This is a genomic window from Okeania sp. SIO2C9, from assembly GCF_010672455.1.
GTDB lineage: Bacteria > Cyanobacteriota > Cyanobacteriia > Cyanobacteriales > Microcoleaceae > Okeania.
On record NZ_JAAHGO010000012.1, the window covers coordinates 632,595 to 650,712 of the forward strand.

Consider the following 18,118-nt stretch of genomic DNA (forward strand, 5'->3'; position numbering starts at 1 on the left):
TACTACCTGATATCATGTCCGACGGCAATCGTTTGTGTAAAAGTTAGCGTGGATATCTACAGGAAATTTAAGTTTTTTTCTTGCCTGTTGCCTGTTGCCTGTTGCCTATTTACTATACAAGACCGATGCTACCGGACATGATATGACTCCTCCTTACTTAACCAATCTATAACTGTTTAACCGGATTTGATATCACCCCGTGAAGCACAGATGCTAAAAAGCGTTCGGTATAATACAAAGCAAGCTGATTGCTAATCCCAGGAAAAACTGCGTCAAAGGAGTGTTCAGCCCAGGGGATTTCTAAAAAAATAGCCTGGTTGCCAGTTGCTCGCAGTTGAGTGTATAAAATTCGTCCAAACTTAGGTTGTACTATATGGTCGCGGCCTGCATAAACTAGTAAAGAAGGGGGAAGAGCAGTTCTAACATAACTTTTGGGAGAAGCTTTTTGATAGAGTTCTAAGAGTTCGTCTGGTGTTCCTCCCAAAAAATCCCGCAGGACAGTATTTGTATTGATAGGATTGGGAAAAGGTGGATTGCGGAACCCTTCTATTAAGTCACTAGGTGCGTAGTAACTTACCACTGCTCGAAAAGGCATAGCACCTTGCTCGTAAGCAGCCAGAGTTGCTAAATGGCCTCCTGCTGAACGGCCCATTATCGCTATGCGCTCAATATCTACTTTCAAATTATCCGCATGGGCTTGAATATACTGCAAGGCTGCTCGTACATCTTCGATTTGAGCGGGAAATTTATACTTGGGTGCATGGCGGTAATCAATAGCTATTACTGAGTAGCCTTGAGCTGCTATGTAACAACTAAACCTCTCATAATTATCAGGACTGCCTTGTCTCCAAGCTCCACCGTAGACAATTACCACAGTAGGAAAGTTATGCAATTTTTGTGTAACTAAAGGCTGGTAAACATTTAGTTTGAGGTCTACTCCATCGGGACTGGCAAAGACAATACCTCTTTGAGTCTGAACTTCCTTTTTAGGAAGCCCACGAAAAACATCTGCAAGGACAAATGGTTGGGGACGCATTTGGGCTTTTAAGTCTTCAGGAACACTTTGTAAATAGTCTGTTCCCAAAACAGTCTCCATCTCAACAGCAAAGTTAGTGTTGGTAGTAGCTAGCTGGCTCAGTGGCAGTAAACTTAATATTAGGCTAAGTAAGCTAGAGATGAAAATGAGAGCAGACCACCAAGTTTTGTGAATAAAAACTGTTAGTATAAGCGCAAGCAGATTCAGGCAAATCAGCCAAGGGCTAATTTCTGGAGTTGCCACTGCCAAAGGTAAAAGAAAAGAATTCGGAGCAGGAATTACAATCCAGAGACTGAAAAAAAGTCCTAATATACTCAATAGCAACGGAACTAACCACCAGAACTGTAAAATCTCTGATAAGTTTGGTTGAAGCATCGTTTTTCGCTAAACTGTATTTGGTAAACTATAGTAAGTAATTATGACAGACCTGAAAGGTAAAGTAGCATTGGTTACAGGAGCAACGCGGGGTATAGGTAAGGGCATTGCAATAGGTTTAGGTGAGGCCGGTGCTACTATCTATATTACAGGTCGTAGTCTCGAAAAACCTTGTGTTAATGATGGCGTTTCCGGTACTCTCCAGGAAACACAGTTAGCTATTGAAAAAGCTGGTGGTAAGTGTATTCCCGTTCAAGTAGATCATGCGGATGACGAGCAAGTACGGTTACTCTTTGAGCGCATTGAAAATGAACAACAGGGGCAACTCCATATATTAGTGAACAATGTCTTCTCAGGAGTAAAGGCCATTAGAGATGCCTACGGTCAGCCATTCTGGAAATCTGAACCTAGTCTTTGGGATCTTGTGAATAATGTAGGTCTTCGCAGTCACTATATTAGCAGTGTATTTGCTGCCCGAATGATGGCTCCTCGTGGGGGGGGAATTATCTTTACTATCTCTTCCTGGGGTGGTATGTCTTATCTATTTGGTGCTGCTTATGGTGCGGGTAAGGCAGCAAGCGATCGCCTGGCAGCGGATATGGCAGTAGAGTTAAAAGCAGATAATATTGCTTCTATATCTATTTGGCCGGGGATTGTCGGTACAGAGCATATAATTAATTTTACCAATCAATTGAGTCAAAGTAATACTGTAGATATTTTTGGTGATCGTGAAAATTGGGAAACTCCTTTGTTTATAGGTAGAGTTATTGCGAATCTGGCTGCTGAACCAAGTATTATGAGTCATACGGGTAAGGTGCGGATTGTTGCTGAACTTGCTGAAAAATATAATATTGTAGATGAGAATGGTAATTGTCCTATATCTCTACGTTCCCTTCGTTTTTTAATTCCTTTTACTGTTCCTGCACTGAGAAAATATGCCTGGTTAATACCAAATTTCAAAATCCCTTGGTTTTTATTGTTATGGGGAAGGCTGGCATCACCTCAAATTTAATTATTATACATCTCCTCCATGCATAGGGAGTAGGGAGTAGGCAGTAGGCAGTAGGGAACCCACCCCTAATATCATGTCCGGTTGAACAGTTATAAATAAACGACGAAGGAGTCAGGAGACAACCCACCCCTAGCCCCTCCCCCTCCCAGGAGGGGAAGACAGGAGACAGGAGGGTAGAAAGAAGAAGAAGAAGGAGAAAGAAGGAGAAAGTTTTTTTGATCACTAATTATCCGGACATGATATAACCCCTCCCAGGAGGGGAAAGAATTGATAATTTATGTGTGATAATTGATTTGATTTTTGATTTTTACCTTAATTATTCGGTAAAAATCCTCTCCTTTAAAGGAGAAACAATGAATTAATTTTCGGCGTTGGTGAATATAGAATGCTTAAGAATAAAATTGTTGTCAAACTCAAGAAAAAATGTACTGTCTGTCATGCCAATCTTCTCGTGATCAGAAAAATGGTTGACGTTACGGCAAAAACAATTCTTTAAGTTGTCACGACTGTGGACCAAAAAGCAAGTTTAATCTCCTCACCCCAAAGCAGATCACCCGCTCTGTTAAACAACTATGTCTGAAAATGTATTTTAATGGTATGGGATTGAGAGCTTAAGCTAGAGTAACTCAAATCAATCATCCAACCATCATTAACTGGGCCCGCGCCAGCAGCAGAAGAATTATAGTCATGAACCCTGAGATACTGAAATTCCTGCATGCTAAAGAAATAGATGAATTATATCAAGTCCGGTTAAACAGTTATAGAATGGTTAACTCAGGAGGAGTCAGGAGTCAGGAGTCAGGAGTCAGAAGGAGAGAGAATTACAAAGATGAGCCTACTTATGACGATTGGAGAATTTTTTTATGTGCAATTAACCGGATTTGATATTACAAACCTTTGTAGCAGCTAAAAAGAACAAAGTCTGGATTTAGACAGAGCGTGAATCATTGGAAAGAAGGAATTTTACTTTGGGTAATTGGCGATCGCTCTCGTCAAACTTTTGAGTTACTGTGGCAAATAATAGAGTTGTTGGCTCGCGTTTTTGGTATGTAACAGATGGTTACAGAGTTTATCAAAGTTATATTCAGCCCAGTTGCACCATCTTGCTAGTAAAACTTACATGACCAGAGTAGAGGGTGAAAACACTCGTTTAAGACATTACCCACGCAAGATTAAAACGAAAAACTTTATGTTATATGATGTTCGGACGGGTCAGTTATAAATAAAATTAAGGACTGACAATACCGATAGTGCCAAATAAATACTGAAATTATCTTGACTTTTCTCCAATATTTCCTCTTTTTCTCCTTTATTCCCTCCTGACTCGGTCCTTCCCCTCCTGGGAGGGGTTAGGGGTGGGTTGACTCCTGACTCCTCACAACAGTTATTTATAAGTATTCAACCGAACATGATATTACTCACCCATCTCTAAAAATGCTTAAGTATTCTATTTCCTTACTATTGTACGACTTAAAATTTAAGACTGTGCCAATCCCTATCTGAAGCATTACACATTCACCAACGCCTAATTTTCCTTTTATTCAATCCTCTTTCTTTTAGGGAGAGGTAATGATCAATTATCCATTATCAATTATTGAACAGATGTCTAGTAGGGGCGAATACCCATTTGCCCTTACAGGGTTTTGGCTATGACTATGTGGTTCATCACTCAGCAAAAGCGCTGTAAGTCCCCCACGCTTATTTGAAAAATTAGTGGTGCGTGTTAATGGGGGTTTGTAGACGCGGAGCTGCTTCTCTTGAGTATCCCCCATTGTAGAACCCATTTGGGTTCTATGATTGGGAGTGTGGGAAATGTGGGAAGTGTGGGGAGTGTGGGGAGTGTGGGAGATGGGGAGATGGGGAGATGGGGAGATGGGGGCATTTTTCTATTTTATTTCTCAACCCCCTGACTCCTGACTCCTGACTCCTCTGGCAAAAACCCTCACCTTTGCGGAGGTACCAAATGGTTTCTATACACGCAACTAGAAGCTGATAGCTGACCGCTGAGGTGCTGACTGCTATTTCAACTCTTTTTCAAACATCGGATTGCTTCCAACAAACCTCTGGCTTTATTAATACTTTCCTCGTACTCTGTTTCCGGCACAGAATCAGCAACTAAACCAGCTCCCGCTTGCACAGTTACCGTGTGTTTACCATTATTTTTCGGCCGAACAACCATAGTTCTAATCGTAATCGCACTATTCAACTGACCCTCAAAATCATAATGTCCATAAACCCCAGAATAAGCACCCCGACGACAAGGTTCTAATTCATTAATAATTTCCATCGCCCGAATTTTCGGCGCACCGCTAACAGTACCCGCAGGAAAACAAGCTTTCAATAAATCCCAAGCAGTTTTATCATCTGCCAACTCTCCCACCACATTACTAACAATGTGCATCACATGAGAATAACGTTCAATTATCATTAACTCATCAACTTTTACCGTTCCCACTCGGCAAACACGCCCCAAATCATTCCGACCTAGATCGACTAACATAATATGTTCTGCTCTTTCTTTCGGGTCTTGCAACAATTCCTCAGCTAAAGCATTATCTTCTGCATAAGTTTTACCACGGGGACGAGTTCCGGCAATTGGTCTCACCGTAGCAAGACGTTTGCCATCAGGGGTATTTTCTGCTTTCACCATAACTTCCGGACTCGAACCAATAATTTGCCAATCACCAAAATTAAAATAAGCCATGTAGGGAGAAGGGTTAATTAATCTTAGAGAACGATAAAGAGCAAATGGCTCCCCTGTATATTCCGTTGAAAGTTGTTGCGAAATAACTACCTGAAAAATATCTCCTGCTTTAATGTAGTCTTTAGCTTTTTCAACGTTGGCACAAAATTGTTCGCGGGGTGTATTACTACTATAGATGTCTCCAACTTCTCGATTTTTTCCACCAGGTGGCTGCCATTCTAATAAAGTATCTTGTTGTGATAGAGGAGATTGTAATTTATCTACTAACTGAGAAACACGATCGCACGCTTGTTGATAAGCTGCCTCTAAATTTATTTCTGGAGAGCGGAGGTCTGCATAGGCGATCGCCCAAATCTTCCGTTTTACCTGGTCAAAAACCAAAAGATTATCAACCTGCATCCATAAACCATCAGGCAAATCATTTTCAGGAGATGGGTAAACAGGTACACGAGGTTCGATCCACCGAATCAACTCATAACCCCAAAAACCAAATAAGCCACCAATATCAGGTGGTAGTTGAGGTAGTTTGACAGGTTGATAGTTTCGCAGACAGTTATCTAGAGTATCAAATGGGTCGCCTTCAAAAATTTTAACTGTGCCATCCCGGTAAGTTTGGGTAGTGCGATCGCCTCTTGCTTCCAATGTCCACAATGGATCACAGCCAAGAAAACTATACCGTCCGATTTTCTCCCCACCTTCAACTGACTCTAGTAAAAAACTGTATGGTTGACCAGCGCAGACACGATACCAAGCAGAAACAGGAGTATCGAGGTCTGCTACCAATTCTTGGTAGACAGGAACAAAGTTACCTTGTTTTGCTAGTTGGGAAAATTGGGAGAAGTCTGGAAATATCATAAATTTTGAGGTTTTAGATTTGAGATTCAGTAACCAATACCTTCTGGGAGGAATTTATTTGGTAGCTTCAGTCATTTTATTGGCATAGTTATCATCATCTCCATTAAGCATAGAATGGCTATTTTGTCAATTTTTTAATTGATGACCAAAAAATAAGGTCTCGCCCTTTCAAGGGGATGAAAAAAAATCAAGTTCAATATTTCAATTCACTTTACTTCAGGTACAGAGAGGTACTGATAACTGAAATGACCCACCCAATATCACAACAAAGATACTCTTGATTATGTTGTTATTTTCTTTCATTAAATTGTGCAATTCTCAATATTAAGGTATGCTGACTGATTAAGCGTCTGTAGCTACAGGAGATGGTGAGAGCATTAATAATGTTGATACTGATCCTAGTGAAGGATGGCGGAAATAACCGACCAGTTACAAAATCCTAAAACAATTACAAATCAATACTTTAAACGTCTTTGAAAAATATCAGGAGTGAAAAATGGCGATGGCCCTTGAGGTAGTGAAAAAGGTTTATAAGTGTTTTACAAGAGGCGATCTTGATGGGTTTGTGAAACTTTGCTCAGAAGATATTGAGTGGGTTGTCAACGGACCATCGACATTAGAGAAGTGCCAAGCGTTTCATGGCATCAGTGGTGTGCGTAAATTCTTGGATATACTCGCAGACAGTTGGGAGTTTAATTCTTTTGAACCACGGAGCTTTTTTGAGGATGATGTGACAGTCGTTGTGCTTGGCGAGGAAACAGGTGTATGTAAAGCTTCAGGTGAGCCATTCCAAAATCGATGGGCCCATGTATTCAAAGTGGAAAACGAGCACATTGTCAGCTTTCAAGAATTTCTTTGTCACTGGACGGCTGAACAAAAACCACCTGCGATGAACTGGTAGAAATTAACGAAGTCAGAAGTCAGAAGTCAGAAGCGGTGCGACCCCGCGGGGTGCGACAGACGTATCTGGTAGCGCACCAAGAGAGTCAGAAGTTATTTTTGTAACGGGAATTTGAGCTTCGCTCCAAAAATATTACGCCTTAAAAGGCGGGGTTGCGCGACCCACATTATTTTGATAAACAGCTATAGGTTTTTACATCAAGAAGGTATAAATTCTTAGTCAGCAAGTGTTCTAGCTATTTTTAGGCTATCGACCTAATTCCTTTGTCTAGACTTACTTTGACGCATTTTTTCTACCTGAAAATGTCTAAGTACCACTAAATTACTTAATCCTTGAAGTATTTAGAATTATTTTTGGTAGTTGGTATAATAAAATCTACAATTTATATAATTTTTTTCTTCCTTCTTCACTTCATCAAATTAACACCTCAGCCTCAGATAAAATATCTGAAAGCCGAGGTGTTAATCATCAAACGATAGAAAATGCAAAAAATATTGCTACTCTTAAAAGCCTATATTATTTACTACTTATTCTATCCCATAAAATAACTGGTAGATCCGATCCTATGCGTCATAGGGTTTTTTACCAGTAAACTTGAGAGCAGCAGGTTCTGGGTTACTGCCAATGTTGCGGTCGATCTTACCTACATAAGGACGTCCTTCATTAACCTTTTCAGGGAAGACTCCATCTTTCGGATGTAGGTACTCGGTGGAACCATCAGGGAAAATCCGATAGATTTTGAAGTCCTCAATTTTGGGCTTAAATTTAGTCCTTAGTTGAGTGCCGAGGGCCAAGCATTGCTCTTTGCGAGCCAAGTATAGTAGGTTTTCACCTTCATTCATAATAGCTGCACCACCTGTAGGCATTTCAAATACCTGCTCTTTTGAGCTAGTCCAGGTAATAGCGTACTTTTCTTCAACTTCGGCTTTGGTCAGTAAGCCACCAGTACTGCCACCGAAAATAGGAGGTTGACCTGTTAGTTCGTCTGCCATAGATTTTTTATATGAACCTTTTTATGGAATCCTATCACCACAGTTACCCAGGTTTAAGAAATTGTAAGGTTCTGTTACAAAAGGATATTTAGGACTCTGGCCAGACTTTAGGCCATTAATTACTAATTGCCATCGACTAAAGAGAGTTCGGTTATGGTTGAAGTTAAAAAAAAGAGGGTAATTGCAATAGTCCTCTTGAATTTTACTATGACTTGATTTTAGTCTAGATAAATAATCGAATAATAAAACTATATTGTTAATTACTGTCAATAGAGTAACCCTAAATTATTTGTGAGAAATTAGTGACTTTCGACTCCTAGTTAACCTGTTCTCTAAAAGTCTACAATATCTTACAGCTCAAATAAGATTGCTACATATAGCATTTTTTGAGTATTGTTACTTTTTGCTTTTTTCAGAAGATTTTGACATAACCGAAAGAAAATTGCTATAGATATTTTTTATCGAATAAAAAACGCAATTTTTTTTTGTTTACTGAAAATACTATAGTAACTAACTTTTGGTTAAAGCCGATCATTACTAATTACTCTTTATTATCTTTATTAGGCATTTTTAACACTATATAAGGAACAGCTATTTTTCACCTTCATTTATTGAAATATATCGGACTATATGAAAGCAATTTTATTTCGCCCTCAAGGCAACTTAGATTTAAAGAGAAGTTATCAACTTAAGCACATAGTAGACAAACTAATCGACAAAACACGAAATTTATACTGGATAATAGATATGGGATTAGTAAACAAAATTAATAATTTTGGATTAACTACTTTAGTTATTGTCCGAAAAATTTCTGAAAAAAGAGGATGTCTATTATATCTGTTTAATATCCAAGATGATATTCAATTGGTTTTTCAATTAACTGGATTAGACCAAGAATTTCATTTTTTAGAAGACGAATCATTTCTCTATTCATTAAAACCTAAACTACTACTTTGCTAGCTGCTAAGTTTATGAATTAGATTCCTTTCTTTTTGTTTGATTTTCCCTCTCCATTTTTTCACTATTACTAACAATTGGAATTGTAAAGTGAAACTGACTACCACGATTTTTACCCGCTGACTCTGCCCAAATTTTTCCTCCCAAGCGAGTAATAATCTGCCGACAAATGGCTAAACCTAAACCTGTACCACCAACACTGCGCCGTAAAGCACCTTCCTCTTGATAAAAACGATCAAATACAGCTTCTAAGCGCTTAGGTTCAATCCCACGACCAGTATCAGAGACTGTCACTTCCAACATATTATCTCCATTAGAAGTAGCCCCAATCATTACTGTTCCTTCAGACTGAGTAAACTTACAAGCATTATCCAGGAGTTTTGACAATACCTCTACTAACCATTCTCCATCAGCTAAAACTAAAGGTAATTCTGTCGATACCTCAGTAGTAATATTCGGTAAATCTCTTTGTAAATGATGGGCACGAATACTACTCAGAGCCAAATCAACACATTCTAATAGAGGCAGATATTCTACATTCCACTCAACCGTACCACTTTCTAAATGAGACAATGTTAAGAAATCTTGCACAAGATGACGCATTCTATCTGCATCTGCTAATGCAGTTTCCAACATAACTTGACGTAACTCTGCAGGCATATCTGGTTCTTGACTCAAACTTTCAAGGCAAACTTGAATAGTTGATAAAGGTGTCCGTAGCTCATGGCCAGTAATTGCAATTAAATTACTACGAGTCCGGTCCAGAGCTTCTAATTGTTGATTTAATTCTTCTAAGTGGGCATAAGTTTCCGCCTGGATCAAAGTTATACCTAATTGAGTAGCGATCGCTTCTACTAAATCTATTTTGTCATCAGACCAGTGATGGGGACATGAACCACAGTGGTGTAACTCCACCATACCTAAAAGTCTTCCCTGATAAAGCAAAGGTACCATTAACCAGCTCTTAATTTCCCATTGAGATATTAATGTTTGGAGACAACTTTTGCCTTGAATTTTAGAGCCTTGTGGCGCTTCTGTCAAACAATAATTAGGCAGTAAGCTTGTATCTTCTATATAGACTTGCTCTTGAGTTTGAACAACCTTTTGAAATAAAGGATTATCTTGTAAAGGCCATGCTTGATTAACCACAGATGTAACTGACGAACTTAAATATTCATGTGTAATAGTTGCTGTGACATCTAAAGCTCGACATTGATAAATTAAGCATCGGCAAACTAAAAGTGCTTCTCCCAATTCTTGCACTGCTACTTTAATAATCTCATCAGAGTCTAGCGATCGCCTCATGGCATTAGAAATAATATTAATCAGGCGCTGTTTTTGTTCCTGAACAGCGATCGAGCGATATGCTTTAAGTAACTTATATTGACTTGCCTGTAAATAAGTCACCAAACGTTGGGCAAAAGGATCGTTAAATTGAGGATTTTGAGTAACTACTTCTGAAGCTTTCTTTTGGTAACGACGATTAGAGCTAGATTTTCTTTTTGCAGATTTTCTTCCCATCTCTACATCAAGATTGATGCTATAAACTTCTCGTGCTGCTTGTACTTTTTCTTCTAACTGTGGCCTATATCTGAGTATTCTATTCAGTAATAATTCAGCAGCTTGGACACATACCTGACGGTCAAAAGTCCAAATACCTTCAAATCGACGTGCCTGATCCATGGCAATCAACTTAGATGTTTCATCACTTTTACCAGAATTAAAACGCTCATTACAAATCAAACAACTTGAATACTGTTGACCAAGTACCAGTAAATTCCATTCCTTACTTAGAGTCTCTTTAGTATTAAAAGCTATTGTTTCGTAATACTCAGAAGAATTTTTAAATGCTGTTTCTGGTGCTGCTAGTACATATACTTGGGATGTTAGGTTAGCAATTCGTCGATAACGATGAGCTTCCTGGCGATAAAAACGCTCTTGCTGAAAAGTTGCAATTACCAGAGGTTGATCAGAGCTTGCTAAAACCTGGTCTTCCATTGCATGAGATAGAGCAGTCAGGGATGACTTAAAGTAAATTTGTGGTCTCAACTGCGGAATCTCTTGCACCAGTTCTGCCAATACGGACTTAGGGATGGTCATCTGGCGGTTAATCTTTACCCTACTGCACTACTAATATTAAATATACATTGTTAGTGTGAACACTGCAGAGGCTTTTATTCTTTAGTTTTGTCTGATCCCTGATTTATAATCGGGTATTTGGTATAAGTAGAAATTATTTTATCTCAAATATTTAGCATTTTAAAGTTATAAAAATAACTTGCTATTATCAGTTTTTTTGAAACAAAGCAATAGCAAGTTTTTAAGTTTTTATCAATTTTCTGCTACAGCAATTATGAATTTGATTGTACAGAAAATACCTGATAATTAGAGAATTAAGGACTTTAGACTTTTTATGTATATCTTTTGACATCCTCCCCGACCTAAAGGCACGGGAATTACTACTGAGCCGTAGCTCCTCGGCGGGTTGACGCTTTGCTTCGCATAGCTGCCGCTAACACAGGGTGCTGCTTCCTTGGCGGTAGTCTAACGCTTCCCTCCACGTCCGCGCACGAGTTTCCGAGTGCCCCCCGGCAACTAATAACACTATATCATATATTCAATTGACTTAACATAAAAATAAAAAGTCGCCCTACAAGGGCGAGGCTTTAAACCCAATTTTTCGGTAATTTTTACAAATCTTACATTATTTGTTGTCGTCTTTATTTATCCTTCTCCTCTCTAGTTTCACTACTAGATCCAAGCTCAGAATTATAAATAGCATCCAACTGTTGACGAGCTTCTTGTACATTAACGGAACGCATCACCAACAAAGGTTCATCAATAAAATTCCCAGATTCATCTAATAGTTCCGGATGTGGAATTCTACGAGACTTAGAATAAGAATCACCAGAAGACCATTCTCGGTTTGAGGGTAAAGATTGAGACTCAAGGCCCACAGTTAATAGACTACGGATTAAATTACGAACAGCCAAAACGGCAACAGTAGTAAAGGCTAGGATATAAAGCAAATGTAACATGGTTTTCTCCAGGGCCATATAGGCACTCAGCAAATTTTAAAAAAGTTTAAACAGTTTTTCTTATTTTATATCTACTTAACTCTGGATGAGTTTTATCCCCATAAATTATCTGGGTCAGTCATCATCAATTTCCAGAGAAGATAGTGCTTTTAGCGTAAATTAATAGTTATAAATTCCAAAACTGTTATATTTAAAAGTTAACTAAATTTTATTTTTTAATTTATTGCTTGATACTTAAGTTTGAGCGTAATGAGCAATTCTATCTAGATTGTTCTTTGCGAAATCGCATTGAAACTTGCCAGCATTCCGTTAGTAAGTGATGCCAGGGCATAAGCACTGTAGTTTCTACCCCAACTTGACCTTCAGTTGCATTAAAAAGAGTTTGTGCTGTACTCACTTCCTGTTGAGCTTGCTTAACTCTGTTAAGTAGGTCGAATTGTTCAGTGCTACTAAGAAAAGGAATTTTTTCTCTCTCCAATAACTGACGGGAACGCTCAAACCAATACTGAAAATCCTCTAACAAGGGTTTCAGTACTGCTTTAAGTAAATCTGCTTCGGGCAGTCTTGGATTTAGCATTTTTCTAAATTAATTTCTTATTATAGATTTTATCTTAACACTCTTTACACTTTTTAACATTTTACTTAATAAATGTTTTCTCAGGGAGCTTGAGATTTGAAAACTAAAGGAGTAAGGATTTTAGAGCCAAAGCCAGTCACCTTTGATAATGATCTTTTCCCAAAAATCTGATTAATTTATACAGATTAAAAGTACAAAAAATGCTATTGCTGACAAAAATTATTGTAAATTTAGTCAATCGCTTTGCGAAATTAATGCACCAAGGGTGTAATTCTGATATTCTTTACGGGCCTTTTAAAGTGTAAAAGTAACTTATATAGTATCCGGATAATTAGTTATCATATAATTCAGGAGCCAGGAGTCCTAAATTAGGAGTCAGGAGTCAGGAGCCAGGAGTCATAAGAAAGGATCAGAGTGGGAGTTATCTGGGGATATTCCGGCATTTTATGTCTGCATTGAATGGAAGTAGAGAGTGTGATCACTGTATAATCGGGTTTTCTCTCAACGTTGGTTGAAGACCCGCGCTCTCCATCCCCCCTCATATCATGTCCGTTGGTATCGTTTGTGTAAAAGTTAGCGTGGATATCTACAGGAAATTTAAGTTTTTTCTTGCCTGTTGCCTGTTGCCTGTTGCCTGTTGCCTATTTACTATACAAGACCGATGCTACCGGACATGATATCACCCCCCTTTGAAAGCTATTCCTAACTGCTCTGGCAGTTGCTATAAATACTCGATATTGAAGGAATATCCCAAATTTGTGCTCCGTTTCCAGTGTTCCCTCTTGAATTTACACCTACCACCTAAGAACTTTAATTATCACTAATGAAGCGAACATGGTATTAGAGCTTTAGCACCTTAAGTACTCATAAACTTAACTAGATTAGATGAAAAAGTAGAATATAATTAAAATTGGTCTTTCTTTCCTCGTAAACGGGCAAAAGTTTGTACTGGATCTTGGCTTTTAACCGCTAACTGTAGATTAGGTTGATCCCAACGCAGAAAAGGATTTGTGCATTTTTCTACACCAATCATTGATGGCACAGTAGCCTCATTCCGACTGCGTGCTGCCTTAACTTCAGCAAAACGAGTTTGTAAGTCTAAGTTTTGCTCATCAACCGTTATAGCAAACTGCAAATTCTTTAAAGTGTATTCATGGGCACACCATATTCGTGTATTGTCAGGCAAATTACGCAGTTTACTCAAAGACTGTACCATCTGAGCTGGTGTTCCTTCAAATAAGCGGCCACAACCACCAGCAAATAAAGTATCACCACAAAATAATTCCCCCGCTTCTCCAGCAACTACAGGAGGAAAGTAATAAGCAATATGGCCACTTGTATGACCGGGCACAAATAGAACCTCTCCCTGTCGGTCAGAAAATTGGACTTGATCGCCTTCCTGTAAAAATACCTTTTGTCCAGGAATTCTTCCTCGGTCTTCAACTCCTCCATAGACTGTAAGTTGAGGAAACTTCTGAATTAACTTTTGATTAGCTCCTACATGGTCTGAATGGTGGTGGGTGTTGAAAATAGCCACTAACTGAGCACCCAATGATTCTAGTTTTTCGGTCACTGGCCTAACTTCTGCTGGATCGACTACAGCCGCAATCTTTTGATTTGGGTCATGTAGTAAAAAGATATAGTTGTCTGAAAGTGCTGGCAGTCGATAAATCTTCATAGAAACTAAATTAATGCCTTATATACAAAATTTTCACTTAGGGATATTATTGCCCTCTTAACTATTAAAATAACTTAGGAATGAGAACAAAGGTAATATTTATTTCTGAGACTACTTTGATCGGGTATATTACTGAACATATAATCAATACCAAAATTTATATAGAGGAGATAAAAGATTATGTTATGGAGTGAGCAAAATCAACCAAATGTGACAATTAATCAAATGGTGAACCGAGTTATTACATCAGGCAAACTTAGTCGCCGGGAACACCTACAACTTACTTCGGCAATATTATGTGGTAAAAACATAACAGATGAAGAACAACATCAAATTAATCAGATATTTGACTTTCTTCAAATTGGTAAAATTAAGTTAGTTGATGATCATTATTATTCATAGATATTTAAGAGTAAAAAATCTTAGTAAATACTTGATAACGTTTATTTCTTTGATTAAGTACAAAATTTTAAATTATAGGGAATAGACAACAGGAAAAATAAAGTATCATGTATCAAAAAATGTAGCTATACTTGGGGCATAAAATTATTCATATTCTTTGGCTTTTCCTGCTGAGTCCTACGCAAACAACTATTTCATAAGTCTTAGCAATAATTGTTAATGAGATATTTTACCTCCATTAAAATATTATACATATTTTTTTGAAATGAAAAATCGTCTCAATATTGCATTAATAGCTAAAGAAAAATATACACTGACAAATTAAATTAATAAAGTACAGTAAGTAATAATTGGCAACTTGATATACAGCATATTTCATATCAGTGAGGTACATCTGTGGTGGGTAAGATGTCCTACCATGGCGGGCAAGATGCCCGCACTCGATCTTTAAAATTTGCACCTCATATATCACCGAATCTGCTTTCATTAATGGATAATGGATAATTGATAATTGATAATTACCTCTGGTTAAAACCGCTCTTGATTGAATATAAGGAAGTACTATTTCTTCTCTTGGTCTCATGGATATAGCGCAGGTTTCGGAGCCATCCCACCCTTCGGGAAGCTACGAAGATCGACCGCTTTTTTCCCCTTAAAAGAGGAGGCTTCAAGGCGCGAATTATTTAATAATTAATAATTAATAATTAATAATTAATTATTAATTATTCGGTAAATATAAACCTGACTATATTCTGAATTCTGTTAAATCCACAATTAACTAATACCTCAGATAGAGAAAATTGATAATGAGTGCAACTAAACCAAATTCACTACTAACAGTACCAACAGGTTTATTACAAGTTCCTACTGTAGTAAAAAATACTATAAAACCAGATAGTCCAGAAATTAAACTTTCTCTGGTTATTCCCACATTTAAAGAAAGTCAAAATATTCCAAAGATTGTCCAAAGACTAACTCAGTTACTAGATGCTCAAATTCCCGATGCTTATGAATTAATTGTGGTAGACGACAATAGTCCCGACTTAACTTGGGAGACGGCTCAGAATATGACACCAGAATATCCTCAACTCCAGGTAATGCGTAGGGAAAAAGAAAGAGGACTTTCCACTGCAGTCATTCGTGGTTGGCAAGTGGCAAAAGGAGAAATATTAGGAGTAATAGATGCAGACTTACAACATCCCCCAGAAACTCTCTTAAAACTATTGACAAAAATGGAGCAAGGTGCTGACTTAGCAGTGGCTAGTCGTCACTTTGAGGAAGGAGGTGTCAGTGAGTGGAATATTATTAGAAGATTATTGTCTCGTGGCGCTCAAGTTTTGGGATTAATTATTTTACCTGGAGTCGTAGGGAGAGTCTCAGATCCCATGAGTGGCTATTTTATGGTCCGCCGAAAGGCGATCGCAGAAAAAATTCTTAGGCCAGTAGGGTACAAAATTTTGATTGAAGTTTTAGGTCGAGGCAGTATTTGTTGGGTGGGAGAAGTGGGCTATATATTTAATGAACGTCTAGAAGGGGAAAGTAAAGTTACCTGGAAACAATATATAGAATATTTACACCACCTACTAAATTTAAGGTTGGCTAGATGGCCTAGTCGATTTATCTGTTTCGGTACAGTTGGTTTTATTGTTTTTAATATATTCTCGCTGTGAAATATATTAGTCTAGTACCAAATATCACGCATTTTTGTTACATTTTCTTGAAAGCAGAGAGTAGGGAGTAGTTCAACAATTAATAATTAATAATTAATAATCATTAATTATTAAATAATTAAATAATTAGGGTTTGCTGAATAAATCTGAAAACAGTTGACTTGTTATTCAAAACAAATTGATGATAATTTTTTATTATCATCATTCATTCAACTATAGGTTTAAATGATTAAACAGACCGCAAAAACAGTTTTTTCTGCAAAAAAGTACAAAAAAAAGAGAAAAAGCCTCCTTTAAGAGGGTGGAAAGGTTAATTACTAAGAAAGTAATTGCGATCGCGCAGCGCAACGGAGTTCTATCGCAGTTTCGGAAGTTTCAGAAAGTTTGGCCATCACTTTTCCTAGACTAAATCCTCTTTTTGCTTGACCAAATTTACCCTCGATATAGTTCCGTAACCTTTCATCTAACTGAGTTTGTTTCTTCTGTTCTTTATCAATACTTTTTGGTGGTCTTCCCAAAGGAGGACCGCTCATTCTAATACCTCTTTCAGTACAGAATTTTCGATTTTCTCTTGTTCTGTAAATTTGGTCTGCATGAACCGACTCTGGGTAATGGCCTGTGTAGTTTTTAAATTCTTCTACTTGAGCTCTTAAATCTCCTGATTCATTATAATTATCCCAGCTGATCCGGTGTCAAAATACATATCCATCTATATAACTCGCAGATAGTTTTGCTCCAAATTATGTATTAATTCCTGCTTTTCCTCTTACTATTGGAGGTATATGAGGTTGATTTAAGCTTACTATTCTGTCATCTATTCGTATTTTTTTGTTTGACCACATCCATTGTTGTTGGCGATATACTTCACTCACTACCAACAAAGTTTTATATTGTCTCTTACTCAGACTTTCTAGGCTAGCACCATTCTCTATTAGCAGCCCTATGGTGGTTAAATTTTTACAAACATATTTCAGTTGTTTTTTCAGAGCTTTCTTGATTTCACATGCGAGTAGGTCGTCTTTTTTTTGCCACCTTTAAATATTCTTTTCTCGCTGTTTGACGGTGAGTAATTGGTTTTTTATTAAATTGGCAATTGAAATGATTCATACAGAATATCGATGATTTTTTCTGCGAATTTTCGGCCTTGATTTAATAGATTTAAGTCTGTAGGATAGCTGATATCAGCAGGAGCGCAGGTGGCATCTATGATTAGTTTACCTTGATTTTTTACGCTCCTTGATTTCTTCTGCTGTGTTTTTTTTCCTTTCGTCTTCCTTCTTTTCACCCTGAATTTTGACCATATCTGAATTAATTTGATTGATTAAATCAGCGCCTATTCTTTCTCTAAAATGAACCAACGTTGAGGAATCGAAGGTCGCTTCATTGCTATAACAATCAAGACCGATAAAGTATTGTAAATAAGGGTTTTCCTTGATTTGTTCTACTGCGCGCGCGATCGCTTATCCCTAGTTTTTCCTTAATAATTAACGCCCAAGGGTGCAATTCTAAAATTTAAGGCAGGCGCTCCTCTTTCTTCTGAGAAATTAATTGCATATTTATCTTCGCTCTTCAGACCAAGGAATTAAACTAGCCATCACAACGAGAGCGATTTTCTGGGGATAATTGGCCATTGAACGGCAGTTCAAAATTTTCTGGTGCCATGTGACGTTGGCCTACTTTTCTGTACATGGTCTGTGCAGTATAGATACCTGGTTTTTGGTGTATTTTAGCTCAAAATCAGATACAGTTTATGATTAAAAGTTCCTTAAATCCTTACTGTGTAAGTTTTTTAGATTTATTCAGCAAGCCCTAATTATTCGGTCAATAACGAATCAGATATATTTACTTCATGCAAATAATTGCTAAAAACATTACTGAACGTGACTTATTACTTAATAACTGAAGTCTTCAATAAGTATGG

General features: G+C 37.7%; 11 protein-coding genes and 2 pseudogenes. 5 read left to right on the plus strand and 8 right to left on the minus strand.

From position 1 onward, the window contains the following. Positions 1-166 precede the first annotated feature (166 nt). Positions 167-1,411 carry an alpha/beta hydrolase gene (locus F6K23_RS13025; protein WP_293155688.1) on the minus strand — a complete coding sequence of 415 codons (1,245 nt, stop codon included), beginning with the start codon at positions 1,409-1,411 and terminating at the stop codon, positions 167-169. Between the two features lie 43 nt (positions 1,412-1,454). Here F6K23_RS13025 and F6K23_RS13030 point away from each other — a divergent pair, with 43 nt between their 5' ends. Continuing rightward, positions 1,455-2,423, plus strand: a complete 969-nt coding sequence (locus tag F6K23_RS13030) for an SDR family NAD(P)-dependent oxidoreductase (RefSeq protein ID WP_293155691.1) — start codon at positions 1,455-1,457, stop codon at positions 2,421-2,423. A gap of 2,023 nt (positions 2,424-4,446) precedes the next feature. Here F6K23_RS13030 and trpE read toward each other — a convergent pair. Continuing rightward, positions 4,447-5,982 (minus strand): anthranilate synthase component I, encoded by a 1,536-nt coding sequence (trpE, locus tag F6K23_RS13040; RefSeq protein WP_293155694.1) that lies wholly within the window; start codon positions 5,980-5,982, stop codon positions 4,447-4,449. A gap of 496 nt (positions 5,983-6,478) precedes the next feature. Here trpE and F6K23_RS13045 point away from each other — a divergent pair, with 496 nt between their 5' ends. Continuing rightward, positions 6,479-6,883: a nuclear transport factor 2 family protein gene (locus tag F6K23_RS13045; protein ID WP_293155697.1), complete on the plus strand. Its 405-nt coding sequence runs from the start codon at positions 6,479-6,481 to the stop codon at positions 6,881-6,883. A 563-nt stretch (positions 6,884-7,446) separates the two neighbouring features. Here F6K23_RS13045 and F6K23_RS13050 read toward each other — a convergent pair. Next, positions 7,447-7,875, minus strand: coding sequence for a photosystem I reaction center subunit II PsaD (locus tag F6K23_RS13050; RefSeq protein ID WP_293155700.1), 429 nt, complete (start codon positions 7,873-7,875; stop codon positions 7,447-7,449). Positions 7,876-8,505: 630 nt separating this feature from the next. Here F6K23_RS13050 and F6K23_RS13055 point away from each other — a divergent pair. Beyond that, entirely contained in the window at positions 8,506-8,835 is a 330-nt protein-coding gene (locus F6K23_RS13055) for an STAS domain-containing protein (RefSeq protein WP_293155703.1), read from the plus strand. A 9-nt stretch (positions 8,836-8,844) separates the two neighbouring features. Here the strand turns inward: F6K23_RS13055 and F6K23_RS13060 are convergent, their stop codons facing one another. The 4 genes from F6K23_RS13060 to gloB form a co-directional block, all read right to left on the minus strand. After that, a complete protein-coding gene (locus F6K23_RS13060) occupies positions 8,845-10,932 on the minus strand; it encodes a DICT sensory domain-containing protein (protein ID WP_293155706.1) in 2,088 nt (695 codons plus the stop codon). Between the two features lie 620 nt (positions 10,933-11,552). After that, complete coding sequence (locus F6K23_RS13065; RefSeq protein WP_124155546.1) at positions 11,553-11,870, minus strand: DUF2973 domain-containing protein; 318 nt, start codon at positions 11,868-11,870, stop codon at positions 11,553-11,555. 259 nt (positions 11,871-12,129) lie between these two features. Next, positions 12,130-12,447: a DUF2605 domain-containing protein gene (locus tag F6K23_RS13070; RefSeq protein ID WP_293155709.1), complete on the minus strand. Its 318-nt coding sequence runs from the start codon at positions 12,445-12,447 to the stop codon at positions 12,130-12,132. Between the two features lie 904 nt (positions 12,448-13,351). After that, entirely contained in the window at positions 13,352-14,125 is a 774-nt protein-coding gene (gloB, locus tag F6K23_RS13075; RefSeq protein ID WP_293155712.1) for a hydroxyacylglutathione hydrolase, read from the minus strand. 180 nt (positions 14,126-14,305) lie between these two features. On the opposite strand from gloB, the gene F6K23_RS13080 reads away from it, so the two are divergent. Together F6K23_RS13080 and F6K23_RS13085 are read left to right on the plus strand one after the other, a co-directional pair. Then, a complete protein-coding gene (locus tag F6K23_RS13080) occupies positions 14,306-14,527 on the plus strand; it encodes a hypothetical protein (RefSeq protein ID WP_293155715.1) in 222 nt (73 codons plus the stop codon). Positions 14,528-15,333: 806 nt separating this feature from the next. Beyond that, positions 15,334-16,170 (plus strand): annotated as a pseudogene (locus tag F6K23_RS13085) (polyprenol monophosphomannose synthase); the annotation flags it as partial. 288 nt (positions 16,171-16,458) lie between these two features. Here the strand turns inward: F6K23_RS13085 and F6K23_RS13090 are convergent. Beyond that, a pseudogene (locus tag F6K23_RS13090) lies at positions 16,459-17,886 on the minus strand (IS5 family transposase); the annotation flags it as partial. Positions 17,887-18,118 lie beyond the last annotated feature (232 nt).

Coding starts and splice junctions, on each gene's coding strand:
- F6K23_RS13025 (WP_293155688.1), bottom strand. CDS start 1,411: ATGCTTCAACCAAACTTATCAGAGATTTTACAGTTCTGGTGGTTAGTT.
- F6K23_RS13030 (WP_293155691.1), top strand. CDS start 1,455: ATGACAGACCTGAAAGGTAAAGTAGCATTGGTTACAGGAGCAACGCGG.
- trpE (WP_293155694.1), bottom strand. CDS start 5,982: ATGATATTTCCAGACTTCTCCCAATTTTCCCAACTAGCAAAACAAGGT.
- F6K23_RS13045 (WP_293155697.1), top strand. CDS start 6,479: ATGGCGATGGCCCTTGAGGTAGTGAAAAAGGTTTATAAGTGTTTTACA.
- F6K23_RS13050 (WP_293155700.1), bottom strand. CDS start 7,875: ATGGCAGACGAACTAACAGGTCAACCTCCTATTTTCGGTGGCAGTACT.
- F6K23_RS13055 (WP_293155703.1), top strand. CDS start 8,506: ATGAAAGCAATTTTATTTCGCCCTCAAGGCAACTTAGATTTAAAGAGA.
- F6K23_RS13060 (WP_293155706.1), bottom strand. CDS start 10,932: ATGACCATCCCTAAGTCCGTATTGGCAGAACTGGTGCAAGAGATTCCG.
- F6K23_RS13065 (WP_124155546.1), bottom strand. CDS start 11,870: ATGTTACATTTGCTTTATATCCTAGCCTTTACTACTGTTGCCGTTTTG.
- F6K23_RS13070 (WP_293155709.1), bottom strand. CDS start 12,447: ATGCTAAATCCAAGACTGCCCGAAGCAGATTTACTTAAAGCAGTACTG.
- gloB (WP_293155712.1), bottom strand. CDS start 14,125: ATGAAGATTTATCGACTGCCAGCACTTTCAGACAACTATATCTTTTTA.
- F6K23_RS13080 (WP_293155715.1), top strand. CDS start 14,306: ATGTTATGGAGTGAGCAAAATCAACCAAATGTGACAATTAATCAAATG.